The organism is Mesobacillus zeae, assembly GCF_003570705.1.
GTDB lineage: Bacteria > Bacillota > Bacilli > Bacillales > Cytobacillaceae > Mesobacillus_C > Mesobacillus_C zeae.
The window spans coordinates 21,890-38,772 of the sequence record NZ_QWVT01000022.1; the positions used below are offsets into that span (position 1 = coordinate 21,890).

General features: G+C 46.1%; 16 protein-coding genes, 1 pseudogene and 1 riboswitch. Of the genes and pseudogenes, 2 read left to right on the forward strand and 15 right to left on the reverse strand.

Going from position 1 to position 16,883, the window contains the following annotated elements; genetic code table 11:
- Nucleotides 1–16: 16 nt before the first annotated feature.
- Nucleotides 17–1,213 carry a dicarboxylate/amino acid:cation symporter gene (locus D1970_RS13205; RefSeq protein WP_119113342.1) on the forward strand — a complete coding sequence of 399 codons (1,197 nt, stop codon included), beginning with the start codon at nt 17–19 and terminating at the stop codon, nt 1,211–1,213.
- Between the two features lie 414 nt (nt 1,214–1,627).
- Here D1970_RS13205 and D1970_RS13210 read toward each other — a convergent pair.
- The 3 genes and pseudogenes from D1970_RS13210 to D1970_RS13220 all read right to left on the reverse strand — a co-directional run.
- Nucleotides 1,628–1,744, reverse strand: a pseudogene (locus D1970_RS13210) (universal stress protein); the annotation flags it as partial.
- A gap of 38 nt (nt 1,745–1,782) precedes the next feature.
- On the reverse strand, nt 1,783–2,559 hold the full coding sequence (locus D1970_RS13215) for a hypothetical protein (protein ID WP_119113343.1): 777 nt from the start codon (nt 2,557–2,559) through the stop codon (nt 1,783–1,785).
- 161 nt (nt 2,560–2,720) lie between these two features.
- The gene (locus tag D1970_RS13220) at nt 2,721–3,584 is read right to left on the reverse strand and encodes a sulfite exporter TauE/SafE family protein (protein WP_119113344.1); all 864 of its coding nucleotides are present in this window, start codon (nt 3,582–3,584) and stop codon (nt 2,721–2,723) included.
- A gap of 151 nt (nt 3,585–3,735) precedes the next feature.
- On the opposite strand from D1970_RS13220, the gene D1970_RS13225 reads away from it, so the two are divergent.
- Nucleotides 3,736–4,311, forward strand: coding sequence for a YqaA family protein (locus D1970_RS13225; RefSeq protein WP_119113345.1), 576 nt, complete (start codon nt 3,736–3,738; stop codon nt 4,309–4,311).
- 276 nt (nt 4,312–4,587) lie between these two features.
- Here D1970_RS13225 and D1970_RS22425 read toward each other — a convergent pair whose 3' ends face one another.
- From D1970_RS22425 to D1970_RS13280, 12 genes are all read right to left on the reverse strand, one after another.
- Nucleotides 4,588–4,731 (reverse strand): hypothetical protein, encoded by a 144-nt coding sequence (locus D1970_RS22425; protein WP_181213463.1) that lies wholly within the window; start codon nt 4,729–4,731, stop codon nt 4,588–4,590.
- A 130-nt stretch (nt 4,732–4,861) separates the two neighbouring features.
- A complete protein-coding gene (locus tag D1970_RS13230) occupies nt 4,862–5,515 on the reverse strand; it encodes an ECF transporter S component (RefSeq protein WP_119113379.1) in 654 nt (217 codons plus the stop codon).
- A gap of 20 nt (nt 5,516–5,535) precedes the next feature.
- Complete coding sequence (locus D1970_RS13235; protein ID WP_119113346.1) at nt 5,536–7,170, reverse strand: ABC transporter ATP-binding protein; 1,635 nt, start codon at nt 7,168–7,170, stop codon at nt 5,536–5,538.
- Complete coding sequence (locus D1970_RS13240) at nt 7,152–8,027, reverse strand: energy-coupling factor transporter transmembrane component T (protein WP_119113347.1); 876 nt, start codon at nt 8,025–8,027, stop codon at nt 7,152–7,154. Before D1970_RS13240 ends, D1970_RS13235 begins: the two co-directional genes overlap by 19 nt.
- Before the next feature lie 21 nt (nt 8,028–8,048).
- Nucleotides 8,049–8,819, reverse strand: coding sequence for a DUF4430 domain-containing protein (locus D1970_RS13245; protein ID WP_119113348.1), 771 nt, complete (start codon nt 8,817–8,819; stop codon nt 8,049–8,051).
- A gap of 13 nt (nt 8,820–8,832) precedes the next feature.
- Nucleotides 8,833–9,399, reverse strand: coding sequence for a class D sortase, LPxTATN-specific (srtD, locus tag D1970_RS13250; protein ID WP_119113349.1), 567 nt, complete (start codon nt 9,397–9,399; stop codon nt 8,833–8,835).
- Between the two features lie 6 nt (nt 9,400–9,405).
- A complete protein-coding gene (locus D1970_RS13255) occupies nt 9,406–11,331 on the reverse strand; it encodes a DUF4430 domain-containing protein (RefSeq protein ID WP_119113350.1) in 1,926 nt (641 codons plus the stop codon).
- A gap of 92 nt (nt 11,332–11,423) precedes the next feature.
- Nucleotides 11,424–11,610, reverse strand: a riboswitch (cobalamin riboswitch).
- 87 nt (nt 11,611–11,697) lie between these two features.
- A complete protein-coding gene (locus D1970_RS13260) occupies nt 11,698–11,985 on the reverse strand; it encodes a hypothetical protein (RefSeq protein ID WP_119113351.1) in 288 nt (95 codons plus the stop codon).
- A gap of 185 nt (nt 11,986–12,170) precedes the next feature.
- Nucleotides 12,171–13,214, reverse strand: a complete 1,044-nt coding sequence (locus D1970_RS13265; RefSeq protein WP_119113352.1) for a GGDEF domain-containing protein — start codon at nt 13,212–13,214, stop codon at nt 12,171–12,173.
- A gap of 765 nt (nt 13,215–13,979) precedes the next feature.
- Complete coding sequence (locus tag D1970_RS13270; RefSeq protein WP_119113353.1) at nt 13,980–14,705, reverse strand: CoA-transferase subunit beta; 726 nt, start codon at nt 14,703–14,705, stop codon at nt 13,980–13,982.
- Nucleotides 14,702–15,535, reverse strand: a complete 834-nt coding sequence (locus D1970_RS13275) for a CoA transferase subunit A (RefSeq protein ID WP_119113354.1) — start codon at nt 15,533–15,535, stop codon at nt 14,702–14,704. Before D1970_RS13275 ends, D1970_RS13270 begins: the two co-directional genes overlap by 4 nt.
- 15 nt (nt 15,536–15,550) lie before the next feature.
- Nucleotides 15,551–16,882 carry a CoA-disulfide reductase gene (locus D1970_RS13280; RefSeq protein ID WP_119113355.1) on the reverse strand — a complete coding sequence of 444 codons (1,332 nt, stop codon included), beginning with the start codon at nt 16,880–16,882 and terminating at the stop codon, nt 15,551–15,553.
- Nucleotide 16,883 lies beyond the last annotated feature (1 nt).

Genomic DNA, 16,883 nt, shown 5'->3' on the forward strand with positions numbered 1-16,883 from the left:
ATTACAGGAGGACAACATGAGAAAATTCGGACTGCTCCCAAAAATCATCCTCGCCATCGGACTTGGCATTGTTGCCGGCCTTATCCTTCCAGACTGGCCAATAAGAGTGTTTGCCACCTTCAACAGCATTTTTGGCAACTTCCTTGGCTTTGCCATTCCACTCATCATTATTGGCTTTATCGCTCCAGGAATTGCTTCACTGGGCCGTGGTGCGGGGCGTATGCTTGGCCTTACCACAGCACTCGCTTATGCTTCCACAGTCCTGGCAGGCTTGATTGCCTATTTCTCAGCAAGCACCTTGTACCCTTTTATATTAAAAGAACAAGGCTTTCAGAAGTTTAAAAATCCGGAAAAAGCGTTGCTTGAGCCTTTCTTCAAAATAGACATGCCTCCTGTGATGGGAATCATGACTGCACTATTGATCGCTTTCACGCTCGGACTTGGGCTGGCAGCAATCAAGGGTGATACGCTTCAAAAAGCAGTAGAAGATTTCAGGCAGATTGTCGAATTGCTCATAGAAAAGATGATCATTCCGCTCCTCCCCATCCATATATTCGGGATTTTCGCGAATATGACCCAAGGCGGGCAAGTATCTGCAATTATCAGCGTATTCCTGAAGGTGTTCGTCATGATTATTGCCTTGCATCTTCTATACCTGGTTTTCCAATATAGCGTAGCAGGGGCAGCCGCAAAGAAAAATCCGATCAGAATGCTGAAGGAAATGGCTCCAGCTTATATGACAGCCTTGGGCACCCAGTCTTCCGCTTCAACCATACCGGTCACCTTGAAGCATGCAAAAAAAATCGGAGCGCGTGAAAAAGTCGCTGACTTTTCCGTTCCGCTCTTGGCCACCATCCACTTGTCCGGCAGTACGATTACTCTCGTCAGCTGCAGTATGGCAGTCATGCTACTACAATCAGAAGTTTATACTTTCCAAAAGATGCTGCCATTCATTCTCATGCTCGGAATTACGATGATTGCCGCCCCGGGAGTTCCCGGAGGAGCAGTAATGGCTTCGCTAGGATTGCTTGAAACAATGCTTGGATTCAGCCCTACCATGATTTCCTTGATGATCGCTCTCTACCTCGCGCAGGACAGCTTCGGGACAGCATGCAACGTCACCGGCGATGGAGCGCTCACCGTTCTAACCGACAAGCTGAGCGGAAAGAAGAATGTATCCGTTAAGAAACCAAAACCTGTTTCGGTTTCTTAAAATTTAAAAGTAAAACCCAGCCACCTGCTGGCTGGGTTTTTTGTGCATCAGAAAACAGGAGGTCTCCTGAGATGGGGGAACTTGAGAGGTTCGAGCTCTCTCTTTTCCTATGTTAAGCACTGCTTTTTACGATAAAAATCTTTCAGAAACGGCATTTCGCGGTCGGGAGAGGGTTTCATGTCTGACCCGGAAGCAGGGTATCGACCAGCTTGTTCAGGATATCAGCCACTTTTGTGATAAATCAACCAACCTTGATGTTTTTCCGATCAACCTGCGAAAGATAACAGCCAGCCCACTCGATATATCAACCAAACGAACTATCCATCACTCTTTCTAATAACCTCCGTTATTTACCGCAAATCCATTCCCGACAACCTAAAAACCCAGCCGCATAATGGCTGGGTTTCATTTTAACTATTTTACGATCATGCCGGGTGCTTTAGCCCGTTTTGCTACCTTATGGCTTACACTTCCCAGCACCGTTTCCTGAAAGGAATTTACCCCTCGGCTACCAATGGCCACAATGTAGAATCAACATCATTCGGAAACTTCACTATGGAAGGAGGCTGTCATTGCGCCAACAAGCTCCACTCTTTCAGCTTTTTATCAAAAATCAGCTTGCCTGCAAAAGGACTTCCTAGTGCCTGCAAAAATTCTTCATACATATCATCCATATTTGAGAAATCCCCTACCGCCCAGATTGGAATTTCCATCCTGTTCCGGTTTTGCCCAATGTTCTTGAAAGAAAAAACCGCCCCTTCTTTCAGCACCGGGCTCAGCGATTTTAATATTTCCTTATTGATTGGCGGGTATAGTCTCTTTTTCCGAATACCGAACAGGCTTTTTTCCGGTCTTAGTTCAGCAAGCTTTCCTGGGATCGCCTCGCTTAATACTCGGAAGAAATCATTTAGGTTACGGTAGTAAATTTTATTAAACCAGCCATCCTCCTGCGCCAAATATACAAACCGGTTCCCAAGCTGATTATAAAAAGGCAGCTTGAGGTGGTGTTTAATATGCCCAAGGTAGAGAATTTCCGCTATTTCATGCCCTGTCAGTACATTAAGCCCTTCCACTTCTTCAAAGTCCATCCAGCAGAAGTCCCCGTAAGTCCGGACATCATCAGCCACCAACTTCCCGATGCGTTCCTGGGGCACGTACTGCAGCATTGTATGCCTGTTATATTCACCATCTTCAAAATTATGCTTTAAAAGCAGAATATTAGCCATTGAATCGGCCAGGGACCGAGCAAATTCAATAAACTCTATTCCGCATGACAGCACGTATTGATCCCTCTCGTTCAAATGAACATAAAGGAGATCCCCGTTAAATGGCTGACTCTTCCTCAAAACAATACCCTCCCGGAACAATAATAGGGATAAAAACAGCAGCAAATTCCAGCTTAAACCAGAAGCTTATGACGATCTTATTCACTTCCTTATCATACCAAAAATCTCGCTGAATTTCTTTCTTGAGCTTGCTTTTTATCCTAGAATATTTCCAGCCTTTATCAAGCCCTCAGAGAAGCCCGTCCATTCCTGATTTTCAAGACGGACAGCAACAGGAAAAACAGCATAAATAAACCCATTGCTGACAAGCCGGCATAATCGTAATGCAATAGTTTGAACACCGTTCCTGATACCATTACAATATATAATGTGCCGAGCAGCGGCTTCATTTCCCCGTTTTTGAAAAAGGCAGTCAGCCTTGCACCGAGCTGCGAGCCTGCCAGTCCCCCGCATACAAGCAATGCCCCATGGAGATAATCGATGTGGACTTCCGTTGCATAGGAAGCAAAGCCTGTCCCTGCAATCATCAAGACTGCAAGAAGACTTGTCCCTACCGCTTTTCTAGGCTCGAAGCCAAGAAGTGTCACGAGCAGTGGGACGATGAGGAAGCCACCCCCCACCCCCATAGCTGCAGAAGTAAAACCTGCCCCAAGACCAATAGCAAAAAGCTTCCAAGGCTGCCGTAAGTGCCTGCCCTCAAGCGAATGACTTTCTCTCACTCTCGGCTTGATCATTTGATAGGCAAAATAGGAGAGCATGACAATGTAAAGAGATGGAATGGCAATCGCATCCCACCCTCTCGATTCAAGGAAGAATACAAACGGGTGAGCAGCCTGTGTCGCTACAGCTCCGCTTAATCCGAGAACCAGTCCATCGGTCCAGCGGATATTTCCTAAAGATATATGAGCCAGAATGCCTGATGAAGAAGTACCAACTGTAAAAAGAAGGCTTGTTGTAATGGCTTCAAGCGGCGACAGCCCGATGAGCAGCAGAACAGGTGTCAGTATGAACCCGCCGCCGACTCCGAAAAAACCTGACAGGATACTGATGAACCCGCCCAGAAGAAAAAATATAATAAGTTCCACTTAATAAACACCCCGCAAACAGACACGCTTTTTCTCCACTCTACCATGAAAGGGTTACCCGCGCTTAGATATTTGGGCAGTATCACCAGAAAATGCTATACTTCTACATGTAGCTGGAAAAGTAACCATACAAAAGGAGATTTTATTATTCATGACAGAAATTATTGACTCTATTGGAACATGGCTGATGAACTATGGGATATTGGGTTTATTTTTTGTTTCCTTCACCGAGTCCTCCTTTTTCCCGATCCCTCCCGACGTTCTGATGATTCCCATGGGAATCGCCAATCCCGACAAGGCACTGCTGTACGCGTTGGTGACAACTGTAGGTTCAGTTCTTGGAGCGCTTCTAGGCTGGTATATCGGGAAAAAGGTCGGCCGGCCGGTACTGAGGTACTTTATATCTGAAGAGCGAATCTTAAAGGTAGAACATTATTTCCAAAAATACGGGGCCATGGCCATTCTTATTGCGGGCTTTACCCCCATCCCATACAAAGTCTTTACCATTTTTTCCGGCGTATCCAACGTTAAAATTTCGAAGCTTCTCTTTTGGTCAGTAGTCGGCCGCGGACTCCGCTTTTTCCTGGAGGCAGCCATCATTATCGCCCTTGGAGACAAAGCCAAGCCTTTTATCGAGGAAAACTTCGGTATGCTTACAGGGCTTGTTGGTATTACTGCCGTAGCGGCCTATGTAGTCTATCTTTTAGTATCCAGAAAACGAGCATAACCATACATTGATCATGGTAATAACGGCCAGTCTCCTTTTTCGGGGGAGGCCGTTTTTTTAGACGAAACTCTTTAGTTTACACATATACCACATGTAAAGAGCTGACATTAGTAAAAATCTTAACCCCGGAAGCCCCAATACAAAAAAGATCGCCTTTTACCCAGCTATAAATCAGCTAAGTAATGACGACCTTGTCTAAGCATAATCCTCAAAAAAAATACTTTCACAACCTGCGCTTAAATCAAACCTTCTTTTTCAGAGCAGATACTGTAACAATCAGACAGAGAAATATTCAATGAAGAATACAACAACCGTAATAATAAACGCATAAAAACTTAGATGCAGCAAAATAGTAGCAAAAAAAGCTTTTAACCTTGCAAAGGGCATTGTTGCTTCTTTTTTCCGAACCCGAGTCCTCATGGCATCCTCCTACTGAATAAAATACCATCCCCGCCATATTCTTCTTTTCATTAATCATAGCATATTGAACACTCGATTTGTCGGACAAATCCAACAATATCCTGAATCTTAAACTTAATGCAGGCCGCCATCATTCTAACAGTCCGTACTTGCGTTTAAACCGGGATAGGGTCTTAATAAACTGATCGCCGAATACAAGGAGGAAAACAACATTCGCGATTGAGTGGAACGTATCAAACAAGAGGCTCGCTCCAAAATATGCTACCACTGCATCCATGGTCAGGGTATTCCCGCCTCCGCCTAGCGAAAACAGCCCCCACAGATTCATGATAAAACCAAACAGGAAGCCCCAGATGATGCCGTAGACCGCCCTGCCCCACTTGTTCTGCATAAAGCTCCTGTTTCTCAGTAGCCCCGAAACCAACCCGATCAATCCCCATGCAGCCATTTGCCACGGCGTCCACGGCCCCTGCCCCAAAACCATATTGGAAGCAAGCGCCGCTACTCCTCCAACCATAAATCCCGCTTCGGCACCGAACACCAGACCAGTAACTATAATCACAAATGTCGTCGGCTGTGCGCCGGGAATGCTTGCAAACGGTATCCGGCCAACAGAGGCAATTGCTGCAATAACCGCAATCAAGACCAGCTCGCCGACCTCCATTTTCCTGTTTTCAAACCTCGCCAGCAAAAAGAGAATGCCCGCAGCCATGACGCCAAAGCTGAGCAGGATATAATGTTCTGCGCGCCAAGCGGATACAATCAATAACAGTATAACTGCCATAATCAGCAGAGTGGAGGCCGCTACTTTATTCCGAAGCATTTGACCGCCTCCTCTAAAGTGACTGCTCCGTACTCGGGCACCTGGCGAAACAGCTTCTGAATCATTGTTGTGTAAAAGAAGTTACCCTGAAAAAACTCTTTGGGTTCTGCTTCGGAAGTAATGATTCCCTGGAACATCATTCCGCACTTTACAGCATGCCTGGCTGCAAATTCAACATCGTGTGTCGCCATCACGATCATTTTCCCTTCTTCCCGTAATTCTTGGAGAATCCCGGCCAACCGTTCCTTCGATATAGCATCAAGCCCTTTTGTTGGCTCATCGAGCAACAGGATATCCGGGCTTCTTAGCAAAATACAGGCAAGGGCGGCCTTTTGGATTTCCCCTCCGCTCAAATCATAAGGGTGGCTGTCGCGCAAATGGGAAATACCCAGCCTTTCCAGTATAGGCTCACCTTCCGCAGGCTTCCTTCCCCATTGTTTCGCCGTTTCATCGAGCTCTTTCCCCACCGTATCATGAAGGAAAAAAAGCTTTGGGTTTTGCGGCAAGTAACCAATCTTCCCAGCGCTTTCCCTGTTATTCAGCCCCTTCATCCTTTTGCCGTTCAATAGCACTTTCCCCTTGTATGGCTTATAGATTCCGGCCGCTATTTTCAAAAAGGTCGACTTGCCTGATCCATTCCCTCCAAGCAAGGCATAGAAGCTGCCTTTTTCGAGCGAAAAATCGAGTCCTTTTAATACGAAATCAGCATCCTTTCCATAGCCAAAATGAATATTTTCAGCACGCAGGACACTTTCCTTCCCACCCGGATCCTTGCTTGTTCCGCCAATTTTTTCTTTTCCAGAAGTTATTTGGCATTGCTGAAGCCATTTTCTTGCATCCCTTACGTTCAAAGGGATTTGCCCTTCCCCGTCAACGCTCTTAAAGAATGATGGAAGGCTTGGAATGTAGGCTCGTCTCCCCGAATCCCACAGCCACTCGACCGAATCCTCGGGACACCCGTCATAAACAGCTTGTCCTTTTTCCATCATAACCACTTTATCGGCAGCCGCGACAAAATCTTCAAGGCGATGTTCAGCAACAATGATTGTCATGCCAAACTCTTCATTAAGACGGACAAGCATGTTCGTAAACTCGCGGGCACTTACCGGATCAAGCTGGGCCGTTGGTTCATCAAGCAGGAGAATGTCCGGCTGCATGAGCAGGACGGAAGCAAGGTTCATCTGCTGCTTCTTTCCTCCCGAAAGCTCTTCCACTTTCCTGTGGAGCAGAGGCTCGGCCCCGAAAAAATGAACCATTTCAGCAACTCGATTTCTCATTTCAGATGTTGGAAGGCCTATGTTTTCAAGGCCAAATACCAGTTCGTGAAGGACGGTATCTGCCACCACTTGGTTCTCCGGATCCTGGAAGACAAACCCGATTTTCTCGCTTTTAGCTATTTCAGCTGGTTTCCCGTCTATCATAATATCTCCAGCCAAAACTCCATTCGGCTGGATTTCTTTTTTCAACATCCTTAAAAGGGTGCTTTTCCCTGATCCTGATGCACCGAAGAGCAGCGTGAAACTCCCTTTTTCCACTTTTAAAGAAAGGTTCCTTACAGCAGGAACAGCACCACCGGGATAGGTAAAGCTGACTTTGTTCAATTCAATATACGCCATCGGATATACTCTCCTGTTTCAACAATTAATGGGAACCCTATAAATAAACAGTGGATAATAAGCAGGACTGCTTCGTTTTGCGGAAAGCTGAATGTTTCCATTACCGGAGAGATGGCCAACCACCCGAAGCCTTGGATACGGCCGTACACGAGCACAGCCAAAAGAAGCAGCAAATAAAGAGCTGCGGCAAAATCGGGGCGTTTAAACACAAAATGTTCATAGCTGGACCGGACACCTTCTCCGTACCCTCTTGCTTTCATGGATTCAGCTGTCTGAATCGCTTCCTCAAGCGAAAAAGTCAGAAGCACCTGGATATAGTTCATCCCATTCCGAGCCCTTTCCTTCAAGGTACCTTCATGGACTGACAGCCCTTTACTCACCTGTACATCCCCTATTTCCTCAAGCCTCTTTCTCATCAACGGGATAAAGCGCAAGGTCAGCATCAGGAGAACAGCAAACCGGGGCAGCAGTTTTGCAAAAAGGAAAAGCAGTTTGTTCGGTGTCATCACTTCATTATAGGAGACAAAAACAGCGATGACGCCAATAATGGATAAGGCACTCATTCCCCCATACACTGCCGCTTCGAGGGTAACGCGATGATCCCCCAGCATGAAAAGAACATGTCTTCCCCTTTCATTGAAAACGGGGTTTAAAATAAAAATAAATAAGCCTGTCGTCAGCATCAAAAAAAACCATCGCTGCAGTCCTCTGCAACGATCGTAAAAAAAGTGGATGGCCAGGACAATGATCAATCCCGCCACAAGAAAAACAGGATGCAGAAGGGCCGCGAAAAGTGCAACGGCCCCTGCGTAATAAAGAAAAGTAACAATTGGGTGAAAATCAGTGAATCTTCTCATGATTTTTTCACCAACCGAAACCTACTCGGTATATGTCCAGTCAATCCGATCTCCGTCCTTTACAGTAATGGCTCCAGCACTTTTCTGCAGCTTCGCCCCGTTCTGGGCGCACAGCCAGCCGCTCATGGCACCGTAATCGAATTCGTAAATATTATAGATTCCCTGGACATAGGCGGTTGCTCCGCTTCCAGAATAATCAACATTGCTTTTCCCTGCCCCTTTTAAAAGGATCATAAGAATGGTGTCTCCTTCGTTCATTTCCACCGATTTCGCTCCCATCAGCGTCTTTCCTTTTGGCCCGGTAATGGACAGCGTAACCGTTTTTTGTTTTTCAGGTGCTGGTGTTGCCTTTGGAGGTGCTGGTGCCGGTGCATTTGTAACCGGATTGCTCTGAGAAGGAGCTGGAGCTGCGGAAGCCGGCTGCTCCTTTTTCACGCTGCCTGACGGTTTGCTCTCAGCCGCAGCCCGATCCTGTTGTTGTGATGCTTCAGGTGCCGCGGCAGCTTCACGGGATTCACCCGTTTTTGAAGCGGATTCTTTTTTAGGCTTAGAATCTGTCTTGTTCTCAGCTTTCGCCTCTGTTTTATCCCCTGCTTTGTCTTTCGCTGTTTTTTCTGTTGTTTTCTCTTTCTTTTTTTCTTCTTTCTTTTCGCTCCTCGCCTGTCCATCTGCTTTCGACTCTTCTTTTATCGTGCTGCCCTTGCTTTCATCGGCTCCAGGTGTGCAGCCCATAAGGCTGACAGCAAGAGCTAGCGACAAAGCAAGGATGCATGTTCTCCATAATCGTGACATGCTCCATCTCCTCCTACACTTTTCGTTTTGCATTGACAATATATCTTTGCGGAGCATCTCCAATGAAGCTGAATGGATAACATGTCGTCAATGTCAGGACTTCTTCCGTGACAATGTCTTTGATGACCGTCCTGTCATCCGCTTCTACAATATACGTTTTATCAATTGTATAGGTATACGTTCCTTCAGGTGTTTCCATCTTCAATTCATCACCGACGCTGAGTTTGCCGACCTTTTTAAAAACAGTATCCCTGTGTCCGGACAGCACCATTTGCCCCTTTTCACCAGGCATGGCTGTTCCTTCATAATGGCCGACACCCTTTAAAAGGTCGTCTTCTGAGGTCCCTTTAATGACCGGCAATTCAGCCTTGATGCTTGGCAGGCGGAGAATCCCAATGATATCCTGCTTTTGGGCCGTTGGCTTGCCGCCGGGTTTATCACCATTTTCTTTCACAAGCTCCCTGGCTCTGCTAAGCGCATAGGATTGCGATACTTCCGACCGATAAATCTGGCTGACTGCCAGAATGATAAAAAAGAGCCCTCCTGCAATAAACAAGAGGGATATTCTTTTACGGACCACTGCTCTCTATGCCTTCTTTCTCTTTTCCACCGCATACAGGCCTGCTCCAGCAAACAGAAGCAGCATGCCGATGAGGAGGATATTGTACATATTCGTCGCTGTATTCGGAAGCGCTTTCCCTGCCGGGGAGCCTGTTTGATCGCCAGACTGTCCAGGCTTAATAGAATCATCACCAGTTGTTGGAGCTGGCTTCGGATCTTTTACCGGCGTTGGAGCTGGTACAGGCGTCTTATTATCATCCGGGTTAGGCGCTGGTTCTGGCTGTGGAGCCGGAACTGGCACAGACTCATTCAAATTATAGAAAGAACCTTTTCCGTCAGAAAACAGCTTGTACGCCACTATTCCCTGAAGCCCAAAAGAAGTTGTGAACGGATTGCTCGCATCTCCCTTCATCCAGCTGAAACCTCCATCTTCATACTGAAAAGAAAGAAGGTGTTGAATCAGGCTTGTCCCGTCCTTCATTGTGAAGCGCTCGCCATTTGCATCCTCTCCAAGTGCTGAGAGTCCGATGATCATCTGACCAGCTGTCGAACTGTTATCAACCTTGCCACTTTTGTAAAAGGCTGAAAGATATTCCAGCCCTTTTGTAACAGCTGGTTTTACATTGTCCTGGTTTTTATATGGAGCTAAGGCTGCCAATACGATGGCTGTTATATCAGGGTCGCTTGAATTTCCGCCGCCAAGTGCCCATCCGCCTTCATCACTTTGTTTTGCCAGAAGCTCACTGACAAGCTTATCTCTTGTCCAGACCGCATTCTCGGGTACTTTGTACGATTTGCTGTCAAGGGCGATAAGGCCGTATGCTATACCATTCACTCCCTGCCTTGTTACGTCACCATTATAAATCGCTTCAACAAGATTGACTCCTGCTATGTTTGTCGGGTCCCCGCCTGCTGCAGCAACCGCCAACGTATGTTTTTCATTATCGGTAATCAAACGAAAAGGGCCGCCATTTTCCTTGACAGTGTTCGTCACATCTTCTAGAAAACTCCCCGGAATCGCTTTTCCAATCTGACTGTAGGCGATCACGTCCCACGGGCCAGGATTCCCCTTTGCAGATAGGTATCTGCTGGCTGATTCGATTCCCTTATTAATGCTCTCAGAAGAAAATTTGTCAGGTGCCGGTGTTTCTCCTGTATCTCCAGGTTCAGGCTCAGGAGTTGCTGGTTCTTCAGGCGCTGGCTCAAATGTCTCAAATTTAAAGCTGATTTTGTCGTTAGGCTGAAGCTTATAGCTTTCGGCACCTACAGAAGCATAATTTCCGTTTACGTAAAAGGCCCAGTAGCTGTTCCCCTCTGCTGCAATGCCGTTGATGGAAACAATCATCTTTCCGAAATCGGTATCTTTCAGACCGACCTGATCTTTCCCGGCAGTGGTTTGAAGAAGCTGAAGCGCTGTCGGCTCTCCAACAATACTCGTTGGATAATCGGCATTGATTACAGATTCATCACCCTTTCCAACCACTGACAAATACACAGAGTCCTTTACATTCTTCGAGTGGCTGAAAGTAATGGCATCGCCAGGAAAGACCTTATAGCTGTCGGCACCAGTCGGAGTCCCAACTCCATTGACAAACACCGCCCAGTAATCTGGGGCCGCTGGCTTAATGCCGTTGATTTCTGTAATTAATTTTCCGTATGAAGATGTTGTGTATTTAATATTTTCGTCTCCAACCGCACTGATCAGGGCATCAAAAGCAGTTGCATTATCCTGTAAATCAACCGTTTTCTCTGTATGGGAATCCGGCTGGTCTCCATCAATGATTACCGCCGCACTGTTCCCCCCCTCCGCTGCAAAAGCTTGCGGGTGGATGCCGCTCAGCATTAGAGCGAACATCAGCCAAAATACTGTTAATAATTTCACCTTTCTGTTTGCCAGCATGTCTTCCTCTCCATTTCTATGATTCTCTAAAACTGAACAAAACAAAGGCATAAAAAAATCCCCCTATTAAAGGAGGAGGTTAGTGAAGTTAAGAATCCAGCATAATTATGCATTCTCTTAACACCCTCCTATCCGCGTAGGCTTGTGGTGATTATAAACAGGCAGGTCTCCTGGCTCATGGTCATTGCTTCCTAAGTCTTCCCGCCCGTGAAGGACAGTGACAATCTTTAGGTTGCTCCCATTTACAGTGGCGGGACCGCGTTGGCTTTTACCAACTTCCCTTTTAAGCTATTGCTGTTAAGCAACAACACCTGTTAGGCAGATATTTTTTTATGACACAATTCTAATTATACTACATATGGCCGTTATTTTTGTATAAATTTTTCAGTAAAAAGAAGGCCAAAAGTATCATTCAATTCAGCTGTAATTTTTTTTGTCTGTCCTTATATGAAGCAGGCTGGTCTTAATTGCTGCATAGCTGCCGATCGCTCCATATCCGTAGAAATACCCCATGAACAACGCCCCCAATAGATGCTGCCTGTGGCTGATAAGGATTGAAATAATCAACCCTATCAATACGGCAACCGCCGGGACATAGACAGCACGCAGCCGAAAAACCTTCTTGAGCACCTGGGTCATAAGCATCACCGCTGGCACTGCAAAAACTACATCCCAAATGTTTGTATAGATAACCGGAAAATCCAACCCTTCTCCCCCTTTTCTTGCTGCAATCCATGATACATTCCCATTCCTTTTCTTTACATTATTAGCTGTTATGAAGGAAGAGATACAATGACTTCAAAAAAGGGGTAGAACTTATTTAATTAATCGTTTGATGAATAAAAAAATCAGCGGATGCTCCCAGACAGGAATCCGCCGATTCTTTTACTCTAGATAATGGTTACCCGGTTTCTGCCCTGCCTTTTTGATTCATATAAGGCAACGTCAGCCCGCGCAACAAGGCGATCGACCATTTCTCCATACTGATAGGATGCTACCCCAAAGCTCGCAGTCAGCTTTCCGGCTGAAGCAAATTCATTGCCCTCAATTTTGCTCCTGACCATCTCTGCTAGAAAGCTGGAAACATCCTTCGTATAATCAGTGATAATGATGAATTCTTCACCGCCCCATCTGCCAAAAAAGGCTTCTTCCGGAAGGCTTTCCCGGATTAAATCAGCTAGTTCCTTCAGGACAGAATCTCCGGTTTTATGGCCGTACCGGTCGTTTACCAGCTTAAAATAATCAATATCAAAGAAAATGATCGAGAATGCCGCCCTTTGCTCCATTGCTGATTTTAAATGTTCGTCCAGCCAAATATCAATCTGGTAGCGGTTTGCGATTCCCGTTAACGAATCTAGGCTCGCATTCCGCTTTGCCGCTTTTAATTCGGACAGTGCATTAAAAATATGCCATGCCAAATAGAATAGAATAATATAAATTAAATTCGCTGTATAAAACAATACAACTGAGCTTCCATACTTTGGCGGTATATCGGGAATATGAATGATCCCAAAAACTAACGTAACCCCCAAAACTCCAAGCGACCATATCAGACCAGTCCTCGATTCGAGGGTCAGAAAAATGATGATATATATCAAGGGAGTCCAGATGAGCGAAATGCCAAATCCGCCGTCCTTTTCACAGAGGATATAATGAAAAAAAGCATCATAGACAGTCCCAATATGCATGATGGTGATCATGACCAAATTCAATAACTCAATCTGGCGGATATACCTCCTGTTTAAGATGCATATCCAGTTGAAAATATACCAGACAACAAGAAAACGGGAGATCAGTATATAAGTGCGCCCCGCTGCACCTTGAGCATTTATCCCTAAAAAATTATAAGCAACCAGACCGGCAATGATACACGGCAATATCGATAGATACAATACCCTCTTGAGATCATCAAGAGACTCAATTTTTTTAAACACCACTCTCCACCTTCTAAAAAAACAATGGGCCTGTATTATTTTAAACAGACAGGCTTAACTGAATTCAGAACACATCTTAAAAATAGGACTTTTATCCTACTTTAATCATACTATAACGCTTATTGTTCATCAATGAACAACTGGTATATTTGCAATAAATTTTCAACAAATTTACAGCAGTATCAATGAAAACGCGAGCTATAAAGTGAGCAGGCACTGGTGCTGTCGAGAAACTCAATTGACAAAGGTGCTTTATTCAAATATAGAAGACAGGGGTGTTTCGAGACTCCACTCACCGAAAGAGGTTGGATTTTTTCACAGCAAATGTAGATAGAATGGGCTTAACCGGAGATAGTATGACCATTACCATAGATAGCCAGTTTACAAAGCAAAAAACATCTTAACAATGCTCTTGTGGAACCGGTTACACATAGTCCACTAGCTGATAAAAAGAGTAAAAGTATATTTCTCTCCTCAAAACGACCGCATTTTTCACAAAAAGGCAAACCAAAACAAAAAAGACCGCCTTTGCCCGACTAAATGAGCCAGACAAAGACGATCCTCTTTTTTCTTCATCTTCAAAAACAGGTACTATTCTCAACCACCTGAACGCTGCCCCCCAATATGGACCGGCATATCTACCTCTATCCATTCAAATTCGTCTAGTGTCCATTCTAACTAGTAACACGGTTACCATTCTTCCAATAGCCCGTTGCCAGAGCACGCAAAAAAAGCCCCAATCCCACAAGGACTAAGGCTTCGTTCCTACTTCAGCTCAATGGACCTGTAATCATGCGGATCCACTTTTTTCAGCATATTCAGTTCTTCTCTTGTTGGCTCCGGCGTATATCTGACCGTATCATACAAAAGCTCGAATCCAGTGTTCGCCCTCACTTCCTCCAGCGAGGAGGTAGGATGGATGGTGTCGAGGTGCAGTTTACCATTCTTGAATTCAAAGACGCAGAGCGGTGTGACAATTTTCCATAGGTTGCCACGCGTTGTGACAAAATCAACCTTTTCTACAAATGTACGCGGATCATGTTTCACTCGCCAGATGATCGCTTTTTTGGCTGTAGGAATCAGGACAGCACTCCCAGCACCGCCAGGGAGGCGAAGCTTGGGCCTGTGGTAGTCACCGATCACCGAAGCATTGACATTCCCGTTTATATCAAACTGAATGCCGCCGAGGAAAGCGACGTCCAGCCTTCCCCTCATGGATAGGTCGAATACTTCCTCGAGCGGGAAGTACGCTTCTCCGCTATCGAGAAGCTCTGCGCCTGCAGAAGAGTAGGAGGCTTTTGCTATGGAGGAAGGGTTCACCCCTCCAGGAATATTCAAATGGACGAGGTCAGGTGCATGCATATTTTTCGCCAGGCTCATAGCGACCATTGGAAGATGTGATGAAACACCATGGAATACGGTTTCCCCGTCCTCCAGCATGTTCGCGATGGCACAGGTCATGATATCGACTGGTCGATGGGATGATGTCATATCCTTAATGCCGTCCTTTCCCCAGAATGGTCCCTGGAACTATAATCCGATAAGTAACCTTCGATTTCTTCCTTCGTCTTCATTCCCAGAAAAGAAATGAGTGACGTTTCATCGATGTCATATTTTCCCGGGCACGACGCCGGAGCCGCACCTCTTGGAGTATGGACAACTGCGCTGACAAGAAATGACGGGATGTCCACATACTCAGCATTCCGCTTCATCATCCCTGCAGGAACAACTTGCTCCGTTGTGATGATGACCTTTTTAGCAGCCCTGCTGAGCAAAACATCCTCAAACTTTGGCCCGTAAATTCTTGCATTCCCGTTCTGGTCGCACTCTTGGACGTGAATGACTGCAACATCGGGGACGATGGTTTTCACAAGCGTAATTGGATTCCCGCTGAAAGGATCTTCAACAACCATGAAGTAATCATTCTTTTCCAGAAGTTCACCGGCCACAAGCCCTTTTACAGGCATAAAAGGAACGTTCATCTGGGCTCCGCGTAAAGCACAAATCACCGTATAGCACGCATGTTCATTCCCTTTGACCCGGCCTTCCTGCACTGCTCTCCGGTAGTGGGAAGCGAGACCGAATTTAGTTTCGTAGCTGACAAACCCTGCATCAACCGAGGTGACACTATCCATTGCACATAAAAGATCAATATCATGCGCACCCGCTGTCTTTACTATTTTCAGCTCCTGCTTTTTCTGCCTTGCGATCTCCCTGACAAAAGCCATTGGCACCCGGTGGAGTACATTTCCGCCAAACGAAATGGTATCGCCATCTCTCACCATACCGGCAGCTTTATTTAAACACATCACTTTTTTCATCTATTACCACCACCATTACTTTACTGCATTGCTGGCAATATGGACCGCGTCCCATACACCGGCAAAAGGCGGTGCGTAACACAAATCCGTCATCCCGAGTTCATCGGCTGACATTTTCGCATGGATGGCCACGGCAAAGATATCAATCCTTAAAACCACACCTTTATTACCTGCTGCCTGGGCCCCAAGGATCCGTCTCGTCCGCTTATCACAAATCAGCTTGATCCAAATCGGCGTCTGGTCAGGGTAATAAGCAGGGTGGTCAGCGCTTTTTACAAAAACGGTTGTATAATCCTGTCGAAGCCTTACTGCGTCTTCCTCAGACATTCCGGTGCGGGCAAGCTCAAAGTCAAACACTTTAATGGCTGCACTTCCCAGCGTGCCAACATACTTAGTGTGGCTCCCGGCTATATTGGCGCCTGCAATTCTGCCGCATTTATTCGCATTCGTTCCAAGCGGGATATAGGCGTTTTCTTCCATGACTTTGTTGTATACCACAGCGCAGTCGCCGGCAGCGTACACATCCGGAATATTCGTCCGCATCTCCCTATCAATGAGGACGGCCCCGTTCGCTGAAAGCAGAATCCCCGAGCCCTCCAGAAAACCCGTGGCAGGCTTGACTCCAAGGGAAAGCAGGACCAAATCGGCAGGATAAATACCTTTATCCGTCTGGACTTTTTCCACTGTTTCAGAACCAATAAAGCCAAGGACCTTCTCATTGAGATTTAAATAGACGCCCTGCCTGATGAGCTCACTTTCAGCCAGATCGGTTATGTCTTTGTCAAATGTCCGGAGAATCCGGTCGGACAGCTCGATCACTCTTACATTCTTGCCAAGATGGCCCATCGCTTCAGCAGCTTCGATTCCAATGTAGCCGCCCCCGACAATGACGACATTTTGGACACCTTCCCCGTCTGCGGCTTCTTTCAATACGATCCCGTCTTCAAGCGTTTTTAGGACCTTGATGTTTTTCAGATTCCCTCCGCTGAAAGGCGGGACAATGGGGGAAGTTCCCGTTGCAATCATTAATTTATCATAGTGATCAAGGAACACCCGCTTTGTTTCCAAATCCCTGACCATGACCTGCTTTTTCTCCGGAACAACTTTGACTACCTCATGACGTAGGAAAATATCCATTCCCATTGACTCAAACTGTTCTTTTGTCCGGGCAATCATTTTTGTATAATCATCGTTTTCACCAGAGACAAAATAGGGCAGGCCGCAGGCGCCGTACGATAAGAAGCTTCCTCTTTCGTAAACCGCGATTTCCGCATCCTTATCCATTCTCTTGAGCTTGGAAGCGGCAGACATCCCTGCTGCTACTCCGCCAATCACGATCAGCTTCATT

Bases quoted from the DNA above. Each gene is read 5' to 3' on its own strand.
- D1970_RS13225 (WP_119113345.1), top strand. From the start codon at position 3,736: ATGACAGAAATTATTGACTCTATTGGAACATGGCTGATGAACTATGGG.
- D1970_RS13275 (WP_119113354.1), bottom strand. From the start codon at position 15,535: ATGAAAAAAGTGATGTGTTTAAATAAAGCTGCCGGTATGGTGAGAGAT.
- D1970_RS13245 (WP_119113348.1), bottom strand. From the start codon at position 8,819: ATGTCACGATTATGGAGAACATGCATCCTTGCTTTGTCGCTAGCTCTT.
- D1970_RS13255 (WP_119113350.1), bottom strand. From the start codon at position 11,331: ATGCCTTTGTTTTGTTCAGTTTTAGAGAATCATAGAAATGGAGAGGAA.
- D1970_RS22425 (WP_181213463.1), bottom strand. From the start codon at position 4,731: ATGAGGACTCGGGTTCGGAAAAAAGAAGCAACAATGCCCTTTGCAAGG.
- D1970_RS13270 (WP_119113353.1), bottom strand. From the start codon at position 14,705: ATGACATCATCCCATCGACCAGTCGATATCATGACCTGTGCCATCGCG.
- D1970_RS13205 (WP_119113342.1), top strand. From the start codon at position 17: ATGAGAAAATTCGGACTGCTCCCAAAAATCATCCTCGCCATCGGACTT.
- D1970_RS13235 (WP_119113346.1), bottom strand. From the start codon at position 7,170: ATGGCGTATATTGAATTGAACAAAGTCAGCTTTACCTATCCCGGTGGT.
- D1970_RS13230 (WP_119113379.1), bottom strand. From the start codon at position 5,515: ATGGCAGTTATACTGTTATTGATTGTATCCGCTTGGCGCGCAGAACAT.
- D1970_RS13280 (WP_119113355.1), bottom strand. From the start codon at position 16,882: ATGAAGCTGATCGTGATTGGCGGAGTAGCAGCAGGGATGTCTGCCGCT.
- D1970_RS13240 (WP_119113347.1), bottom strand. From the start codon at position 8,027: ATGAGAAGATTCACTGATTTTCACCCAATTGTTACTTTTCTTTATTAC.